This is a genomic window from Fluviibacterium sp. S390 (assembly GCF_049800695.1).
In the GTDB taxonomy this organism is placed as follows: Bacteria; Pseudomonadota; Alphaproteobacteria; order Rhodobacterales; family Rhodobacteraceae; genus Meridianimarinicoccus.
In genome coordinates, this window is sequence record NZ_JBNAFN010000040.1 from 1 (window position 1) to 17,168 (window position 17,168).

At 54.6% G+C, this 17,168-nt stretch carries 16 protein-coding genes and 3 pseudogenes; 13 read left to right on the forward strand and 6 right to left on the reverse strand.

All coding sequences use genetic code 11. The features are described 5' to 3' along the window. Positions 1-4 precede the first annotated feature (4 nt). Positions 5-1,131, forward strand: a protein-coding gene (locus tag ACP15K_RS19445; RefSeq protein WP_424990915.1) for an IS3 family transposase whose coding sequence is annotated in 2 segments (ribosomal slippage) — positions 5-269 and positions 269-1,131 — 1,128 coding nt in all. Because the reading frame shifts where the segments join, the coding sequence is not laid out codon by codon here. Positions 1,132-1,134: 3 nt separating this feature from the next. Here the strand turns inward: ACP15K_RS19445 and ACP15K_RS19450 are convergent. Together ACP15K_RS19450 and ACP15K_RS19455 are read right to left on the reverse strand one after the other, a co-directional pair. After that, complete coding sequence (locus ACP15K_RS19450) at positions 1,135-1,506, reverse strand: recombinase family protein (protein ID WP_424991363.1); 372 nt, start codon at positions 1,504-1,506, stop codon at positions 1,135-1,137. Between the two features lie 139 nt (positions 1,507-1,645). Then, complete coding sequence (locus tag ACP15K_RS19455) at positions 1,646-2,467, reverse strand: hypothetical protein (protein ID WP_424991364.1); 822 nt, start codon at positions 2,465-2,467, stop codon at positions 1,646-1,648. Positions 2,468-3,047: 580 nt separating this feature from the next. On the opposite strand from ACP15K_RS19455, the gene ACP15K_RS19460 reads away from it, so the two are divergent. The 4 genes from ACP15K_RS19460 (at position 3,048) to ACP15K_RS19475 (ending at position 5,076) form a co-directional block, all read left to right on the forward strand. Further along, positions 3,048-3,572: a DUF3768 domain-containing protein gene (locus ACP15K_RS19460; RefSeq protein ID WP_424991365.1), complete on the forward strand. Its 525-nt coding sequence runs from the start codon at positions 3,048-3,050 to the stop codon at positions 3,570-3,572. After that, positions 3,572-3,856: a hypothetical protein gene (locus ACP15K_RS19465; protein ID WP_424991366.1), complete on the forward strand. Its 285-nt coding sequence runs from the start codon at positions 3,572-3,574 to the stop codon at positions 3,854-3,856. The genes ACP15K_RS19460 and ACP15K_RS19465 overlap by 1 nt, the downstream gene beginning before the upstream one ends. A gap of 157 nt (positions 3,857-4,013) precedes the next feature. Beyond that, positions 4,014-4,598 (forward strand): helix-turn-helix domain-containing protein, encoded by a 585-nt coding sequence (locus ACP15K_RS19470; protein WP_424991367.1) that lies wholly within the window; start codon positions 4,014-4,016, stop codon positions 4,596-4,598. Beyond that, positions 4,591-5,076 carry a hypothetical protein gene (locus tag ACP15K_RS19475; protein ID WP_424991368.1) on the forward strand — a complete coding sequence of 162 codons (486 nt, stop codon included), beginning with the start codon at positions 4,591-4,593 and terminating at the stop codon, positions 5,074-5,076. Before ACP15K_RS19470 ends, ACP15K_RS19475 begins: the two co-directional genes overlap by 8 nt. Positions 5,077-5,109: 33 nt before the next feature. Here ACP15K_RS19475 and ACP15K_RS19480 read toward each other — a convergent pair whose 3' ends face one another. Next, positions 5,110-5,400, reverse strand: a complete 291-nt coding sequence (locus ACP15K_RS19480; RefSeq protein WP_424991369.1) for a type II toxin-antitoxin system RelE/ParE family toxin — start codon at positions 5,398-5,400, stop codon at positions 5,110-5,112. Continuing rightward, positions 5,397-5,684 (reverse strand): CopG family ribbon-helix-helix protein, encoded by a 288-nt coding sequence (locus ACP15K_RS19485; protein ID WP_424991370.1) that lies wholly within the window; start codon positions 5,682-5,684, stop codon positions 5,397-5,399. Before ACP15K_RS19485 ends, ACP15K_RS19480 begins: the two co-directional genes overlap by 4 nt. A gap of 137 nt (positions 5,685-5,821) precedes the next feature. Here ACP15K_RS19485 and ACP15K_RS19490 point away from each other — a divergent pair, with 137 nt between their 5' ends. The 7 genes from ACP15K_RS19490 to ACP15K_RS19520 all read left to right on the forward strand — a co-directional run bounded on the left by ACP15K_RS19490 (position 5,822) and on the right by ACP15K_RS19520 (position 15,473). Beyond that, entirely contained in the window at positions 5,822-6,424 is a 603-nt protein-coding gene (locus ACP15K_RS19490) for a hypothetical protein (protein ID WP_424991371.1), read from the forward strand. A 218-nt stretch (positions 6,425-6,642) separates the two neighbouring features. Then, positions 6,643-7,002: a hypothetical protein gene (locus ACP15K_RS19495; RefSeq protein ID WP_424991372.1), complete on the forward strand. Its 360-nt coding sequence runs from the start codon at positions 6,643-6,645 to the stop codon at positions 7,000-7,002. Continuing rightward, positions 7,002-9,077, forward strand: coding sequence for a type IV secretory system conjugative DNA transfer family protein (locus ACP15K_RS19500; RefSeq protein ID WP_424991373.1), 2,076 nt, complete (start codon positions 7,002-7,004; stop codon positions 9,075-9,077). Before ACP15K_RS19495 ends, ACP15K_RS19500 begins: the two co-directional genes overlap by 1 nt. Positions 9,078-9,097: 20 nt before the next feature. Next, positions 9,098-9,913 (forward strand): replication-relaxation family protein, encoded by an 816-nt coding sequence (locus tag ACP15K_RS19505; protein ID WP_424991374.1) that lies wholly within the window; start codon positions 9,098-9,100, stop codon positions 9,911-9,913. A gap of 262 nt (positions 9,914-10,175) precedes the next feature. Further along, positions 10,176-12,191, forward strand: coding sequence for an ATP-binding protein (locus ACP15K_RS19510; protein WP_424991375.1), 2,016 nt, complete (start codon positions 10,176-10,178; stop codon positions 12,189-12,191). A gap of 73 nt (positions 12,192-12,264) precedes the next feature. Further along, complete coding sequence (locus ACP15K_RS19515) at positions 12,265-13,389, forward strand: hypothetical protein (protein ID WP_424991376.1); 1,125 nt, start codon at positions 12,265-12,267, stop codon at positions 13,387-13,389. Next, positions 13,386-15,473 (forward strand): carbamoyltransferase C-terminal domain-containing protein, encoded by a 2,088-nt coding sequence (locus ACP15K_RS19520; RefSeq protein WP_424991377.1) that lies wholly within the window; start codon positions 13,386-13,388, stop codon positions 15,471-15,473. The genes ACP15K_RS19515 and ACP15K_RS19520 overlap by 4 nt, the downstream gene beginning before the upstream one ends. A gap of 291 nt (positions 15,474-15,764) precedes the next feature. Here ACP15K_RS19520 and ACP15K_RS19525 read toward each other — a convergent pair. Both ACP15K_RS19525 and ACP15K_RS19530 read right to left on the reverse strand, forming a co-directional pair. After that, positions 15,765-15,917 (reverse strand): annotated as a pseudogene (locus ACP15K_RS19525) (integrase core domain-containing protein); the annotation flags it as partial. A gap of 22 nt (positions 15,918-15,939) precedes the next feature. After that, positions 15,940-16,044, reverse strand: a pseudogene (locus tag ACP15K_RS19530) (transposase domain-containing protein); the annotation flags it as partial. Positions 16,045-16,225: 181 nt separating this feature from the next. On the opposite strand from ACP15K_RS19530, the pseudogene ACP15K_RS19535 reads away from it, so the two are divergent. Further along, a pseudogene (locus ACP15K_RS19535) lies at positions 16,226-17,168 on the forward strand (IS3 family transposase); the annotation flags it as partial.

The window sequence follows — 17,168 nt, forward strand, 5'->3', positions numbered from 1 at the left end:
AAGTATGGCGATCAAGAGACCTAAGCCAGAAGAGATTGTCGTGAAGTTACGGCAGGTTGAAGTTCTGATGGGGCAAGGCATGCCCCGAATTGAAGCGATCCGACAGATCAGCGTGACTGAACAAACCTATTACCGTTGGAAGAAGAAGTATGGCGGAATGGGCACGGAACAACTCAAGGAACTGAAGCGACTACAGAAAGAGAACGAGCGTCTGCGTCGTGCGGTTTCTGACCTGACATTAGATAAGTTGATCCTGAAGGAAGCCGCATCGGGAAACTTCTGAGCCCCTCGCGTAGGCGGGCCTGCATCAACCATGTTCGTAGCCAGTTCAAGGTTTCTGAACGACGGGTTTGTCGCGTTCTTGGCCAGCACCGATCCACACAACGCCGATTAGCACGTGGACGCGCTGACGAAGAACGCTTGGTCGAGGACATGATCGAGCTGACGCGCCAGTTTGGTCGATATGGCTACCGTCGAGTTGCTGCGCTGTTGAGAGACGCAGGCTGGCAAGTGAATGACAAACGCATCGAACGGCTTTGGCGACGTGAGGGGCTTAAAGTGCCAATGAAACAACCAAAGAAAGGGCGGCTCTGGCTGAATGACGGATCATGTGTCCGCCTACGTCCTGAGTATCGTAATCACGTCTGGTCGTATGACTTCGTACACCACAGAACAGACGACGGCAGAGCCTTTAGGACGCTCAACATCTTGGATGAACACAGCAGGGAATGCCTGGCTATCCGGGTGAAGCGGAAGTTGAATTCGACCGAAGTAATCGACGCTCTGACGGATTTATTCATCCTGCGAGGCGTGCCTGCCTACATCAGGTCGGACAATGGCCCAGAGTTCATCGCTGAGGCCGTCAGGGACTGGATCAAGGCGGTTGGGGCAAGGACTGCCTACATCGAACCCGGGTCACCCTGGGAGAACGGATATTGTGAGAGCTTCAACGGGCGGATGCGCGACGAGTTGCTGAACGGTGAAATCTTCTACTCGCTACGTGAAGCCCAAATCATCATTGAAAGATGGAGGAACCATTACAACACCAAACGACCACATAGTGCTTTGGGCTACCGCCCACCTGCGCCAGAAGTCATCGTTCCGATGGACCAAAGGCCAATCATGCACTAACTTTCAAGTTGGACCACTCAAGTGGGGCTGCTCACCACCACGGGTGGTGAAATCAATGGGCTCGGTGGCGATATGAAAGGCGATGTCTGAATCCATCAATTCCGAGACCACAGCCCAGTCCCGCAGATTGCGGGCAGAGCGATCAAGCTTGTGCACCACGAGACCCTGCGCGTGGCCCTTTCGCAGACGGGAGATCATATGATTGAAGACCGGACGGCCGGTTCTGGCGGCTGTTTCCTTCTCCTCGAACCAATCGGTGATCAGCAACCCTCGTTGCTCGGCGCAGTGTTCAATCGCAGCTCGTTGCTCTTGCAGGGAGACTCCTTCCCCTTGGCGAACGGTACTCACGCGAAGATATGCAAAGCAGGGTGTCATAGGTCATTGGTTGATGGGTCGACTCTATCACGGAGTGGGTCATCGGGCGAATCCGGCCAGGGCCATTTCCCCTCCGCCACCAGGCGGCGATAGATGCGGTCACAGAGCTCCAGATGCTGATGCAGGCGGTCTTCAGGGGTCATTGACCCAGTTTACGGGTGGGCGTTCTTGTCCCCCAGCCCGCACCGCCGGACAGCGGGGGCAAGGTGAAGGCGGTAAAGGGTTTGGTCTTTTCTCCCTGTACCATGAGTTGGACCAAGGCCCGGTGGTTGGGTTGCAGGATCAACTGATCGGGCGATGTTCCTTGAAGCTGGGTGGCGATCTTCGGCGCATCCAGCGCGCCGACGCGGAAGGCGATGAGGCTGCCGACATTGCCGAAAATCGCGGCCAGCACAGCGGGGTCCGTCTGCGCCGTATGTTGCTGGGCCAGAACGACACCAAGCCCGTATTTGCGGCATTCCGACAGGGCATCGACAAAGACTCCGGTTGAGAAATGGTGAAACTCGTCCACCAGCAGCGTAAAGGGTGTTCGGTCGGCCTCCTGGCTGTTGGCACGCGAGAAGGCGGCGTTAACAAGGCTGGCGATCAGCAGCCCGCCCAGAACATTGGCGGTATCCGCGCCAAGCGTGCCTTTGCAAAGATTGACCACCAGTGCCTGCCGCTCATCCATTACCCTGCGCAGCCGCAAAGGTGTTTTCGGAGCGCACAGTGCCACACGCACCACCGGATTGGCCAAGAGCGCCCCCAGCTTGTTACCAAGCGGAGCGACACCATCTGCCGCTGTCTTGTAGTTCATGGCGCGGTATTCCTGGGTCCAGAACCGCAACAAGAGCGGATCATGGATGCGGGTGAGGATCTGGTCGCGAAACGGTCGGTCGAGAAACAACGCCATGACATCGCGCAGATCCCGACCAGAGGCTTCCAGCAGTGTCAGAAGCGCGTGACGGAGCAGGTGTTCCATGCGCGGCCCCCAAGCATCTGCCCATTGTTTCTTGAGCGCGGCAATCAGCCCGTCTGCCACCAGAGGTCGTAGATCCGGAACGACATTTGTCAGCGGGTTGTATCCATATCCGCTGTCGGGATCCGCGACGTTCCAGATCTGTACGTGCGGGGCATCTGACAGACTGTCGGCCAGGTCTCCATGGGGATCGATAAGGCAAAACCCCCGGCCCCTGGCGGCGTCCTGCCGAGCGATGTTGGATAGCAGCGTTGATTTGCCTGTGCCGGTCTGACCAATGATATAGGTGTGGAGCAACCGATCCGCAGCCAGCATGCCAAAGAGCCGGGGATTGTACCGGTCATAGGCCTTCCCCAGAAGGACGTCGGCTTTGGGCGGCGTTCGCGGTGGCATCGCCTCAATATCCCCTGATGACACATAACAAACGAGCCCCCATCACCGGACCGGGTTGTCCGGTGATGGGGGCTTGGCCGGAACGGGATCAGACATGACAATATAACCGGACAAGTTCCACTCCCGGCATCGCCTGCCGTGGAGCGCGCGGGAAATCCCTCCTGCGCGCTTCATCGGACGGAGATGCGAGATGAATACCCAAGTTGAAGAAGAAGATCTGGGAGCCACACCAAGGTGCAAATCCTGCGGCTCGGAACGGGTGGTTCGCGCCGCCTGGGCCTGCTGGAACCCCGAAAGTGGGCTTTGGGAACTTGAAACAGTTCTTGAGCAACCACGCTGCCTTCGCTGCAATGACAAGGCCGAGCTGGTTTGGAAGGGTGCAGGCTTTCTGCGCCATAAACGCATCCGGGAATTGAATGACCGGTTTCGCATGGAAGGCGCTGGCACCGGTTCTGTCCTGCTCACATCGGGTGTTCAGGAGCTAGGTGGCCTGTTTGCGGTGACAGCCATCAAGGCTGTCCGGTCTTTCACCGGGTTCACGGAGGACAATGATCCCTGGGGAGAACATGACTTTGGCGCGGTAGAAATCGATGGGCAGAAGATCTTCTTCAAGATTGACTACTACGATCCCGATCTGCAATCCGGGTCAGAGAACCCTGCCAATGAGGCGCTCACCCACCGGGTACTCACCATCATGTTGGCACATGAATACTGATGGCCGACGACTATCAGACCTTCAACCTGATCTGGCAGGCGCGCGAGATTGCCGTCGCCTTTCGGGCCAATTGGCTAAATTCCGGTCATTGGCACATCGAGCTGCGCTGCTGTGACCGGTTGCCGGTCACTGAAACCGGCTATCCTTCAATCTTTGTCCCCGCAACGGGATTTGATGACCGGACTGAGATCGAAGCCTACATCCGTACCCTGCTGGATGAGGCCGCGAATACCCCTGAATGGCGACGCTATCTGGAAGACAGCCGCCAGCTCGATCTTTTTTGAGGCCATCCCAAAACTCAAAAGCCGTCCCCATCGGGGCGGCTTTCTTTGAAGTGTCCGGGCACAAGGCGCATCTTTGCAGACGCCTGCACCCTCTCGCGCACCGACCCGGCCACGCGCCTTCCCCAAAAAGGGCGCGGTGGGTCCGGGTCGCCGGTGTTTGAAAGAAATCCTCCCATTCCTGCGTACCAACTGGCGTGTCCGGAGGTGTTTCCCGGCAGAAGCTCGGGCGCTGGCCGGGAAGAAGGTCTGGTTTGAAGGGGCGGATGCCCCAACCCGACCGCACCAGCCCCCCACCACCGGACACGCCAGTCAGGTGGTGGGGGCTTTCGGCATTTGCCCGCAATCTGATACCATCAAGACGAGGTTATTTATTAAACTCAGTACCTTTTGTTCTATGATCAAAACTCAATTTGCCCAAGATCTGAGCCTGGCCCGGATCAAGACCGGCTTTGCCCAGATCGACGCGGCCCATTTACTCGATCTCAGTGTCCGCACAATCGCCCGCTATGAGCGCGGGGAGAGCGCCCCCGATCTGACCGAGATCATGGGCTTGTCACTTATCTATGGCCGCAGCTTTGAAAGCTTCTTTGCAGAGAAACTGCAGGCCAAACGGCGGGATTTGCGAAGCCGTCTGCGCACGCTTCCTGACCTGAAGATTGAAACCGGCACCCATAAAAACCGCGCGGTCAATCTCGACCGGCTCCTGCGCCGTTTAGACGCCGAAATTGACCTCTATGCATGAGAACCGACTTCTGGCCATCGCTGCCAGCGGTCAGCGCGTGGGTTTTGTCTTTCTGCAGGATCAGGAGGTGGTCTTCTGGCAGGTCAGCCGCAAGGCCGGGAGTTCGCCGAAGAAAGCCTGTGCTGTGCTGAAGCAGATCATGGCCAATCTCAATCCAGCCCTCGTGCTGGTTCAGAGTGCTGACGGGCTCAAAGGTAAAAAGCGCAAGCAGGTTCTGAACAGGATTGCCAGGGCGGCATCCGACACCCCCTGCCTCGTGCAGCGCGGTTGCCTTCAAAGGACCCATGCGAACAAATACGCAGCAGCCGCCGCTCTGGCTGACCGCCATCCGGCCCTTGCACCGCATTGTCCTCCCGCGCGTCAGACCAAAGACAGTGGCGAGCCGCACACGATTGTATTGTTCACAGCCCTTGGACTTGCCGATCAATACCTCAATGAGGGCAACCCGGTCCTCAGGGCTGCTGCTGCAATGGGTTGAGTGCTGGCATGTCAGCTAAACCCAACGACCGTCTCAAATGCCAAATTCGTCCGGCCAAAGTCGCGCGCTGTGAACCACCGCAAGCACCTGAACACGGGCGTCCTTTATGCGATAAGCTACGACATAGGACTTATGGGCTACCCATTCCCGTGTCCCGCTTACCCGCCCCGGCCTTCCGGCATGCGGATGGGCCGCAAGCATCGCTTCGGTGTCATCGACAAGATCATCTATCAGACGCCGTGCTGCCTCGGGATTGTGTTGGGCGACATAGACCGCTATGTCTTCAAGATTTTTTGCAGCCTGCGCGGACCATTCGACGATCATGATGTCTCGTTAGGGGGTAGCGTCGAGATACGATCCCTGAGGCGTGACTTGACCTCTTCGCCACTCGCAAGCTCACCGCGATCCGCAGCGGCAATACCAGCCTGCACGGAGGCCACGAATTCCTCTTCGGCTTCCAGATACCGCTCCACCGCTTCGTTGGTCAGAAACGACTTGCTGCGCCGTGTCAGCACAGCCAGCCGGTCCAGCCGCGCCCTGGTCTCTGGAGACGTATGAAATGTCACGGTTGCGCGCTCGGCCATGCGGGGATCCTGTGTGTGATGCATATGTATACATCCTAGCACAATTTGCGAAAGTCTCGCAACCTGACCAGGGTCCTCATTTTACGCGTCCCAGAAACCAATTGACAGGAAACAGCTGCAGATTGCAGCCTCGTCGACATTGGAAACGGGAGAATTGATTTATGCGTTCATATGAAACCGCACGTAGTCTGTTCAGCTTTTTAGGTTTTTGCAGTTGGGTTGTGATTGTCATCGGCGCGGGTGCAGCGTTCATGGGAGGAGCCGCAGTTGGCGCGACCAGCTTCAACAACACCCCAAACATCATGCAAATTGCTCTCGCTGCAGCACCCGGTGTCGCGATACTTCTTCTGGGGCTTTTTGGCTTGGCGCTGGTTCAGATGGGCCGGGCTGGGGTCGATAGTGCCGAATACGGGCAGCAAATGCTGTCTGTCGCGCGCAATCAATTGGACATCTCACAGCAAATGTTGGCACAGGGCGCGACCATGGCCGCATCCTACACCGAGATTGCGCATCAACGGTCACAACCAAGTCCTGTGTCGGGCAATACGGCGGCGCCCCCGGCCTCGTTTGCCGACATGCCCGGGTCTGCTGCTTTGGCCGACGCAGACCCGGACGAACCCGCTTTAACGCCGATGCCAGCGCGTCCCGAAATTCCTCACACCCATGTTCAGGAACTGGGCGACGGGCATTTCAAGGTGCATGACCGTACATTTTCGAATGAGACCGATGCGCGGGACTATCAGCAAAAACTCTTGGTTAAATGAGCAACCTCGCGCCCAAAAACGACCCCCATACGGACCCCCAACCCCTATGGGGGTCGCGTGTGGGGGCCAGCGGTAAACATCGCGCCTCATACGCGCGCATCCTTCGCGTATTCGGCCTGTGACTTCACCTGCATTCGCAGATGAAGTTCGCCCGGGCGAACACCGGTTCAACCTGGAACCCGGTCCAGGTCTGACTTCCCTTTTTGGATATTGACGTCATGCGGATCAGCCTCAAACACAGCACAGTTCGACGCGGGATTATCCTCAAGAAGACCTATATCGAAGTGGTTCTGAGCGTGCTCTTCTCGCATGAGGAAATTCAGATCATCCGACAACGCAATCTGGCTAAAACCAAACTGATGGACCGACGGCCCGCAACCGCGAAAGTCGATGACCGGGACACCAAATTTGAACTTCTGATCAGTGATATTCTGAACGGGAAAACCGACCGTTTTCTTCTGGCGGACCCAGCAGCGGCCAAGTTCTATTCCGATACACTTCTGGGTGCGCTGCAGAACCTCAAGATCTGGATCAGCGACAATGCTGAGCTTGGCGATGACTTCGTGGTTGAATTCTGATGGGCCGCGAGTTTGGCGATCTCTCCGGCGGCCTGGTCGGCGCAGCGATCATTGTCGTTGGGCTTCTTCTAGCGGCACTGGTCATCACGCCTCTTTTCCTTTTGGGCGCCGCAGGCTTTGTCGCCTTTCGGCTGTGGCAGGACAGCCCGTCGCGTCTTGAACGGGTGGCCCGGGAAGAAACACAGCGGCTCCATGACCACGCGCAAGGCGGTCAGGTCCAGATGTCAGAAGCTGAGATTGACGCGATGCTGTCCCGGAACTGGCCCCGTCAAATGCCTGATGTGCTCAGGATTCAGCTTCTCGAAGTCGGTCGGGCGTTATACATGGCGGAAGGCCTGAGCCCGGAAATTCCGCCAATGCCGGAACTGTGTAACACCGTCGAAGGCGGGCGATATCGCGATCTTCTGGCCCGGCAGGGACAAGCGCGCAACGACCACCAGATGCTCATCGCCGCCCTGGATGTCATCGGTCGCGCTCTGGCACCCGTGGCGCAGTCTGCACCACCGATGAACGGCGATGTCCTGGTCTCAATCTCGCAATTCCTCACCCCACCGGGGCCAATAATTGCGGCCATTGTGGCCCCGTTTTTTGAGGAAAACGGATACAACCACTTCAAGGGGCTGCGTGATCAACTTGATTACAACCTGCGCAAGACCCATCGTGCCAACCCGGTCTTTCCGGCCGACTACAAGGGCGATGACGCGGTCGAAACCTATCTGAGCGGCACAGGTCTGGAAGAGCTTTTTGCGCTCAAAACTCCGTTCGAGATTCCCGAGGATCTACGCTTTGAGCACACCCACATTGTTGCCGGAAGCGGACATGGCAAAACCCAGACCCTGCAGTATATGATCGCAAAGGATTTGCGGGACGTTGCTGCGGGTCAAAAATCCGTTGTGGTCATTGACAGCCAGGGAGATCTGATCAGCACCATTCTTAAGGCCAAACTACTTGAGCCTGAAAATATCGTCCTGATCAATCCGGAAGACATCGCCTATCCCGTTTGCCTGAACCTGTTCTCGGTGGGTCAGGAGCGGCTGGAGGGCTATTCGCCATTGGAACGCGAGCGGCTGACCAACTCGATCATCGAGCTCTATGACTTCGTGCTTGGTTCCCTGTTGTCTGCCGGGATGACCGCCAAGCAAAGCGTCGTCTTCCGCTATGTCACCAGGCTGATGTTCCACATCCCGGATGCCACCATCCACACGCTGCAGGATCTGATAGAACCGGGCGGCACCGAGAAATACGCCGAAAGCATCGAAAAACTCGAAGGAACACCCCGCCGCTTCTTCGAGACCGAGTTCAACAGCAAAGAATTTACGTCGACCAAAACTCAGGTTCTTCGCCGCCTGTACGGCGTGTTGGAAAACCAGACGTTCGAGCGCATGTTTGCCAATCCGGCTTCCAGGTTCGATATGTTTTCCGAGATGAATTCGGGTAAGCTGATCCTGATCAACACTTCCAAGTCTCTGCTCAAGGAACAAGGCACCGAAATCTTCGGACGGTTTTTCATTGCCCTGATTGCGCAGGCCGCGCAGGAACGCGCCACATTGCGAGCGCAGGATCGGTTGCCTGCCATGATCTACATCGATGAAGCACAGGACTATTTTGACGGCAACATCGGTTTAATCCTGTCTCAGGCGCGAAAATACCGCGTCGGCATGGTTATGGCGCATCAGTATCTGGGTCAGCTTTCCAACGGTCTGCAAGAAGCATTTGAAGCCAACACGTCGATCAAACTGGCTGGCGGCGTTTCGGCCCGCGACGCCCGGACACTATCAAGCCAGATGCATGCCCCGGCCGAGTTGATTCAGCAACAACCCAAGGGCACATTCGCCACATACTTGCGTGGATTGACCGCCCGCGCGGTGCCCATCGCTTTCCCTTTCTTCGAACTGGAAAAGCTGCCCCGCACAACAAAAGAAGAGCGTGCGGCCATCCTGCAACACAGCCGCGACCGGTATGCGGAGCCATGGCAACCCAAGGCCGAACATGGCGAAACACCACCCGATGAGCCGGAAATCATCCAGCCAGAAAAAAGTGACGACGATCCAACCGGACCTTCGCCGGAGCTCTAAAATCGTCCATCTTGCGGGGCATGAAATGGACCAAGACGAACGCACAACCATCAGATACTTGCCCGACTGCCCGCGAGTTGCGCTGGTTTGGACACATCGATCGGCACGGACCGCAATCCAGTGAATTCCTGTTTGAGTTGACCAGAAATTCCCATCGTTGCAAGGATACATCCCTACGTCGCCTTCAGGCCCTCAGAGAATGCGGGTATCTGAAGCTTCCACCCCAACAACGGCAAATTGCCAAGGCAGATTTCCATCCCTATGTCTACGATCTGACCGCCAAGGGTTTTGAATACTTGAGCACCCACAAGACCTTGGAACGCCATGCGCGACCCACCGGGCACTGGTGGCATGGATTCTGGGTTTCTGCCGTTTCCAGTGCGATAGAAATCGGCGCTTTGAAGAGTGGTCTGGACTACATTCCGGCATCCCGGATCCTGGCGCTAAGGGATGCTCCGATGGCGATGCGTCTCAGTCAAGGCAAGCTCATCCCGGACCAGCTTTTTGCCATCAAATACCCCGACGGCTATCGCGCCTTCGCGCTTGAGCTGGATCGCAGCACCGAGCCGGTGCGGTCGAAGGCAGCAAGGAAATCATTGCAGCGATCTGCGTTGCAATACCGCGAAGTACTGGATCAACAACTGCATCGAAAGCACTACGGGTTGAAGAGCAACCTGAACGTTTTGTGGGTGTTCCTGAGCAGAGCACGGAAGCGTCAGTTCGAGGACCTGTTGGAAGCACAAAGCCCAGCGATAACGGCCGTAGATTTGTCGTTGGAGTACCCCCAGATCCTGGATATGGCAGACCTGTTGGAACCGTCAAAGCTCTTGAATTAAGGGCGGGAAGCGGAAGTTCGCTGCGGGTGCGGAACTCAGTTGGCGGCCAAGCGATAGTGGACATTCACATGGGATTCTGCCACCAATCTATAACTTCAAACCAATGGATTTGATTGCAACTAATCGCAAATGTGGCGATGGTGAGCTGCGTCCAGACTAAGATTTGTGTGCGGGGCAAGGCGAGCCGATTACTCTGCCTGAGCTGATTGACTCTCGCCCTGATCGCCTTCGTGCTGGGTTAGAGTAGAGGGCATTGTTATTCATGGCAGACGTTCATTTTCGAGTACAGGTTGAGGGCGACCACCTCAAGAAGCAAGCTGGTGCAAAACCGATCCAAGCCCTTTCCGAGCTAATTTGGAACGCGCTTGACGCAGACGCGACGCGCGTCGATGTGGAAATCGAAAGCGACGACATCGCCATGCGCTCCATAACCGTCATAGACAATGGGCATGGGTTTCCCCATGGTGACGTCGAAGAGTTGTTTGGCAAGCTCGGTGGCTCTTGGAAACGACATGGCAGCAAATCCAAGGGCAAAGGCCGATTGTTGCACGGTAAGGAAGGCAGGGGACGCCTCAAGGCTCTCGCCCTAGGGCGTTCCGCAGAATGGTCGGTTCGCTATCGCCAAGGGAAAAAGCTACTGGGTTACAAAATCCTTCTGTTGAGGGATGATCTGGTAGATGTACGGGTTTCAGAACCGGTTGAGGTCGAAGCCGCCTTGGGGACGGGCGTGGACGTTACCGTTACCGAACTGGATCGCACCTACCGCTCATTGGCTCCTGATCGGTCGGTTCAGTCGCTGTCAGAAGTGTTTGCTCTTTATCTGACAGACTACAAAGAGGTCGCAGTTTTTGTCGAAAATGAAAAACTGGACCCAAGCTCCGTAATCGAAGAAATCAGCCATTTTGATTTGGAGCCGATTGTTGAGGGAGAGGGTGAGAACGAAATTGAGCATCCGGTCAGGGTTGATCTGATAGAGTGGAAATCTGCATCCGACCGATGGTTCTTCTTGTGTGGCCCCCATGGGTTCCCGTTCCAGCGAATGCCACCAAGGTTTCACACGCCGGGATATAAATTTTCGGCCTATCTCAAATCCAGCTATGTGGAAGCACTGCAAGAACGCGGGGAACTTGTTTTCGCCGAAATGAACGCGGCGTTGCTGGATGCCCACGATGCGTCTGCCGAGCTTATCAAGGCGCATTTCCAGAACAAGGGGGCTGAGGCGGCGCGTTCGGAAATCGAGCAGTGGAAGGAAGAGGAGGCTTACCCATTTCGTTCTGAGCCAAGGACCTCCGTCGAGAAGGCGGAGCGAAAGGTATTCGATATTGTTGCCCTAAATGTTAACAAGCACTTGCCTGACTTCAAGGTGCAAAGCTCGAAAAGCAGGGCATTCCAACTGCGGATGCTACGACAGGCCATTGAGCGCGGTCCTGACGAATTGCAACATATTCTGACGGAGGTCTTGGACCTACCGGAGCGAACTCAGAAGGAGATGTCAAAGCTGCTTGAAGAGGCGGATTTGGCCAACGTGATCAGCGCATCTCGGTTGGTTTCAGACCGGTTGAAATTTGTTCATGGTCTGGAGGCTCTACTGTTCGGGTCTGAAAGCAAAAAGCTCCTCAAGGAACGCAGTCAACTGCACCGTATGATTGCTGAGAACAACACATGGATATTTGGTGAGGAGTTCAACCTAACCGTCGATGACCAGTCACTAACTGAAGTACTGCGGAAGCACCAAGCTCTAATCGGCAACGATACTATGATCGACCGTCCGGTAATGCGAATAGACGGGAAGAAGGGCATCGTCGACTTGATGCTGTCGCGTTCCGTCCCACAGAGCCGGGCGGATGAACGCGAACACCTTGTTGTCGAGCTTAAACGTCCAAGCTGCAAAATTGGGTCCGATGAAATCAGCCAAGTTGAGAAGTATGCGTTTACCATCGCTGATGATGAACGATTTCGCCACGTAAAAACACGTTGGAGTTTCTGGGTTATCTCGAATGATCTGGATGGATACGCAAAAACCAAGACCCGCCAAAAAGATAGCCCGCCGGGTAGGATATTTGTTTCGGAAGATGGGAATATCGAGGTCTGGGTGAAAAGTTGGGCTGAGGTGCTTACAGCTTGTAAAGCTCGGTTGCACTTCGTTCAGGAGCACCTACAGGCAAATGTCGATAAAGACAGTGCATTGCGTTATCTGAAATCGACATATGAGAAGTACCTAGTTGGAATTTCAGAGCAGGTGGACGCCCCCGAACACCGAGAAGACGTTGAGGTATGAGGTGGCAGGAAGCAAAATGATTTCAACTGTCATTTTCCACCAATTGGACACAGTTAATCGTTAGGATTGCAACTTGATACTATTGGCGGCCAATTCCCTAAAACCGTTCGCCTTCGAAAGCGTGCAAATACTGGGCCTTCCGAGCGGTTGCGTCTTCAGGGCAAGATTTCCCGTTCAGTGGATCGAAAAACAATTTGTTGATGAGCCAGAACGTCTGATTGGCCAAGATATGGTGTACGCCTTAAGGATATGGGAGACCGACGAAGTTTTACCGCTCCGTCGCTGCAAAGTCGTTTCTTCAAAGAAAGTGGGAGACATTGTTTTTCTTGAGTACAGCTTGGGTCGGCTTGTTGCGTACTCAAGCCAACAGGATGAGATAACTAAACAAGTAAGCCATTTTAGGGTTGCCCATGACGCATTCCTGGACAAGCTACCCAGCACAGAACGAGCACCCAACAAGCCATTGCGTCCTCTGATCGTCGAGGTCGATGATAGCTTGCTTCGCGAATTTGGTGCTGCAAACTTTACTTCTCCTAACGACGAAGAGAGGTGGATGATGGCCGTCAACCTTTTGGGCGGCTATAGTATTTTCAATGGTCTTCCGTTTTATAAGTTTGAGATTTTGGAGCAAGGCAGCAAAACTGAAGCGGTCATCAAAAACGGCACTGCGGCACTCAAGTCAGGTCGAGGTTACTCGCTTTCGGCGTTGTGCCTGATTGCGGACAACAATGTCACAGCTTCCGGCGTCAGCCGCGACCCCGACACACCTTACATGGAGCTCGGCCCATACGAGCTTAGCATTGCAACAGATGCTAATCGGGTTGAAGTGACGCCGCAAACCCAGCCTATGTCTGGACGCTATGATCGGCTGAGTTTCTCTTTCCAATCGAAGTCTAATCGACGCTCTCGCGAAACGCTTCGCCCCACATTTTCGGTTCCTGTCGAAGTTTCGAGGAGTTTTCGCCCTGTTTTTGACATCCCAGTGGCCTTTTCGCCGACGCTTTGGGGGGTGATTTGGCGAATACTCCTCGGAGTTTTGCTTTTGGGGATTTGGCTGTGCCTAAATTATGTTGATGATATTAAGGATCTTCTTCCCCAAAGAGGTAAAGATTTGGTGGAGCAGTTTAGCTTAGTATTCTTTGCACTAACCTGCGTAGACTTGGTTAAGTACGTCAGGGAGTTAGCAAAGTCGTCATGAAAGTTCTCGGACTGACACTTGGAAAAACGGTTTCCGGAAAGCCTTTAAAAGACGGGTCGTTGTCGTGGTACACTTCAGACAATAACATTCTAATCATATCTGAGGAGCAAGCAGCGGATAGCAAACATGCGGGCGGCTATGAAGCCTCTTTGCAGAAGCTCTATGAAACCACCTCAAGCCGACCAGACATAGTGGCAGTTTCTAGTTGTTGTGAACCTATGATTTCGGATGTGTCAGATTTTGAGGGGCAATTTGGCTGCGAAATTCGGGTAGTCAATCATCACCTATCACATGCCCATCAGGCAGCATGGTCAGCTGGCTATAGAGATGCTCTAGTCGTGGTATTGGATGCAGGCGGAAACACATTGGAGCCGTTTGATGGTCGCGGAACCGATTGGTGGCGCTACGAGAGGGAGCAAGTGTCGATTTTTGAATGTGTCGATGGCCGCATCAAGTTGATTGACAGGGTCTTCAGCAAACCATTCGAGATCGGAATTGGAGAATTTTGGAGGTATATGACCTACGCCTGCGGCTTCGATAGTTCGAGTAAGGCTTCAAAGGTGATGGAGCTTGCTGCATTTTCCGAGAGCGCTAGTTGCCCAATCCCCGAGCTGTATTTTTCAAGCTCTCTTTCCTCGACCGTGTTAAATGACCCGCCCAATAAGCTCCTTTTGAAAGAGAAGCTTCTTGGGTTTTTCGAACCCAGTTTTCGGTTGGAGGAGGTCCAGACGGTACTGGCCGGATGGGCCCAGAAATCACTGGAATCTGAGGTCCTTAGAATAGTCAGCAATTATCATAAACAACTGGGGTATTCCCTCTTGTGTCTTTCAGGTGGAGTTGCATTGAATTGTAAGCTTGTTCAAAGCCTTCGTGAGCACAGCCCTTTTGAAGACATCGTGGTAGGTTATGCACCAAGTGACAAAGGCCAGAGTTTAGGGAACTGTCTTGCAGTACAGGAACGACGGGCGAAAGTGGGTTCCTTGAATGGATTGGACCCTTTTCGCGGGAGCAAGCGCGTAGCATCGGTGAGCGACATCAGATCGCTTCTTGGTGAAGATCAGCTGACACACATCGTGGAGCCGAGTGTTTCGCCACAGAAGGTAAAGGACTTGATTGCCAATGGCTTCTTGATAGGCACCTGGAGAGGACGTGGTGAAATTGGGGCTCGTGCGCTTGGAAATTCCAGTATTCTCGCTGATCCGGCTGTTCCGGGCATCAAGGAGCGTCTGAACCAGATTAAGGGCCGCCCTGAGCATACACCGGTAGCGCCTGCATTTTCAAAAGAGTATTTCGAAGAGTGCTTCGGGCCTGTCAAAGTCAACTATTTCCATATGTCTGAGACTGTAACAGTACCAAGAACCGCGATGTCTCTTCCCAGCTCTCTACAGCATGTTGACCGCACTGTACGCCCTCAGGTAATTGACGAAAAGCGCCCTAGTTACCTCTCCAAATTGGTTGCGTCTTGCAATGCAGAGCAGCGCAAAGAATTTGTAGTCCTGAATACGTCGTTCAATGGCGCAGGACGGCCAATGGCCGGAACTTTGTCGCAAGCAGTTTCCGAGTTTAGAAATCTTGGTCTAGATGGATTGTCCTGTGCAAAGGACGTGTTGGTGCGCACGAAAAATGCTCGACTTGAGGCCAGACTTGATGCGAGCGACGCACAAAAGGCCCATTTCGCTGACTTTCAGGATTTTGAAAGGCGGAAGTCGGAGTTTGGCCTCACCCAAGAGGTTGAGTTGCGAGAGCGCTTCCTGTTGTTCGATAACTATATACGTTGGGCTGCCGATGGAAGAAAGGTGACTACTATCAGGTTCAAAGAAGGTCTCTTGAGCGTTGCCGGTGTAGGAAGGCTCCCACTTGTTGAAACCAAAAACTTCAAGCAGTCAGCTATGGACGTGCAGAAACTCGAAGTAGACGTGCTTGGGTTTACAGTGAAGAAGTTTCAGGACTTGGATCAGGTGGACGCTCAGCGTGATGGTTTTGAAAAGACATCCCATCTGAAGCAAACCCTGAGGAATATTTACCCCATGATGAAAGATAGTGATTACGTGACCATCAACTTCATTCGTATCGTTACCGAATAATACCCTTAAGCATTCTGGGCTTGTTAGGGCTGATCGTTTTACTCATGTGACTTCGTATTAGTTATTCTCTGTGAGTGGGGAACTCGTAAGGCCCAGTCGCCTGCTACAGTTCTGTAGCAACCTAAGGGCTAGAACTAGCGTAACTGCTTGGAAAAAGGTGACCGTCCGGTGATGGCGCTCTGGCGTGAGGGGATTGGTCCCGGTTACGCTGCCTGTGCAGCATAACTCCAGGGCATCAACTCGTCGAGACGGTTGATCTTGTGATCGGTGACCTGCTCCCCATTGAGTCCGCTAGTTTAGGTTAGCTCTGTTCAGGTTTTGGTCCTCTTTTGACCGGTTAGCATATTCGAATGGCGTCATACCAGCGAGGCTGGAGTGAGGCCGGGTGTGGTTGTAGTCGACGCGCCATGCCGCGATCATGCGGCAGGCATGGCGCAAAGACGGTAAGCGTCCGGCCCAGCCGCCCCTATGAAGCAGTTTTCCAGGGCAGCAGATCATCGACGCGGTTGATCTTATAGTCTGGAATGCGGGCGAGTGTGTCGGCCAACCATTGCTGCGGGTCGATACCGTTCTGAGCCTCCCCCTTTGAAGTGGTCCGCCCCTATAGTTAGGAAAGCGGAGGACCAAGTATGGCGATCAAGAGACCTAAGCCAGAAGAGATTGTCGTGAAGTTACGGCAGGTTGAAGTGACCTGAGACCTTAAAACTCCTCCACTTTTGAATAGAATCTGTCCCAAGCATTGGAGACGGAATATGAAGAAGTCACGGTTCAGCGAAGAACAGATCATAGCGATGATCAAAGAGCAGGAAGGCGGCGTCCCGACGGCTGAGGTTTGCCGCAAGCACGGCATCAGCACAGCGTCGTTCTACAAATACAAATCAAAGTTCGGCGGACTGGAGTTGTCCGATGCGCGCAAGCTTAAGGCGCTCGAAGACGAGAACGCCAAACTCAAGAAGCTGCTGGCAGAACAGATGTTGGACAACGCGATGCTGAAGGACGTCGCCTCGCGAAAGTGGTAACGCCCGTTGAGAAGCGGAAAGCTGTGGGTCACCTGTGCGAAGAGCATGGGGTCAGCCAGCGGCGGGCGTGTGACGTGTTGGACGTTGACCGATCGAGTGTGCGGTATCGCAGCACCCGGCCAGATGATGCTGACTTGCGCAAGGCCATGAAGGAGATAGCGGCTGAACGTCGGCGCTTTGGCTACCGGCGCATTCACATCATGCTTGAGCGTCAGGGCGTCCGCATGAACCAGAAGAAGCTACGGCGACTATATCGCGAAGAAGGGCTTCAGGTGCGCAAACGGGGCGGGCGCAAGCGTGCATTGGGCACACGCCGCCCGATGGTCGTGCCGCAGACCGTCAATCAGCGGTGGAGCCTGGACTTCGTTTCGGACGCCTTCACAGATGGCCGCAGGTTTCGTGTTTTGGCCGTCGTGGATGATTTCAGCCGCGAATGTTTGGCGCTTATTCCGGACACATCGCTGTCGGGCGCGCGACTTGTGCGTGAGTTGGACGCGATCATTCAGGTGCGCGGAATGCCGACAACGATTGTCAGCGATAATGGAACAGAGATGACCAGTTCAGCGGTGCTCGAATGGTGCCAGAAAACGAAGATTGACTGGCACTACATCGCTCCCGGTAAGCCAACACAGAACGCTTTCATTGAAAGTTTCAACGGCAGCTTCCGGGACGAATG

What these genes read in the sequence shown, in the direction of transcription:
- ACP15K_RS19450 (WP_424991363.1), bottom strand. Translation starts at nt 1,506, where the DNA reads ATGACACCCTGCTTTGCATATCTTCGCGTGAGTACCGTTCGCCAAGGG.
- ACP15K_RS19455 (WP_424991364.1), bottom strand. Translation starts at nt 2,467, where the DNA reads ATGGAACACCTGCTCCGTCACGCGCTTCTGACACTGCTGGAAGCCTCT.
- ACP15K_RS19460 (WP_424991365.1), top strand. Translation starts at nt 3,048, where the DNA reads ATGAATACCCAAGTTGAAGAAGAAGATCTGGGAGCCACACCAAGGTGC.
- ACP15K_RS19465 (WP_424991366.1), top strand. Translation starts at nt 3,572, where the DNA reads ATGGCCGACGACTATCAGACCTTCAACCTGATCTGGCAGGCGCGCGAG.
- ACP15K_RS19475 (WP_424991368.1), top strand. Translation starts at nt 4,591, where the DNA reads ATGCATGAGAACCGACTTCTGGCCATCGCTGCCAGCGGTCAGCGCGTG.
- ACP15K_RS19480 (WP_424991369.1), bottom strand. Translation starts at nt 5,400, where the DNA reads ATGATCGTCGAATGGTCCGCGCAGGCTGCAAAAAATCTTGAAGACATA.
- ACP15K_RS19485 (WP_424991370.1), bottom strand. Translation starts at nt 5,684, where the DNA reads ATGCATCACACACAGGATCCCCGCATGGCCGAGCGCGCAACCGTGACA.
- ACP15K_RS19490 (WP_424991371.1), top strand. Translation starts at nt 5,822, where the DNA reads ATGCGTTCATATGAAACCGCACGTAGTCTGTTCAGCTTTTTAGGTTTT.
- ACP15K_RS19495 (WP_424991372.1), top strand. Translation starts at nt 6,643, where the DNA reads ATGCGGATCAGCCTCAAACACAGCACAGTTCGACGCGGGATTATCCTC.
- ACP15K_RS19500 (WP_424991373.1), top strand. Translation starts at nt 7,002, where the DNA reads ATGGGCCGCGAGTTTGGCGATCTCTCCGGCGGCCTGGTCGGCGCAGCG.
- ACP15K_RS19505 (WP_424991374.1), top strand. Translation starts at nt 9,098, where the DNA reads ATGAAATGGACCAAGACGAACGCACAACCATCAGATACTTGCCCGACT.
- ACP15K_RS19510 (WP_424991375.1), top strand. Translation starts at nt 10,176, where the DNA reads ATGGCAGACGTTCATTTTCGAGTACAGGTTGAGGGCGACCACCTCAAG.
- ACP15K_RS19520 (WP_424991377.1), top strand. Translation starts at nt 13,386, where the DNA reads ATGAAAGTTCTCGGACTGACACTTGGAAAAACGGTTTCCGGAAAGCCT.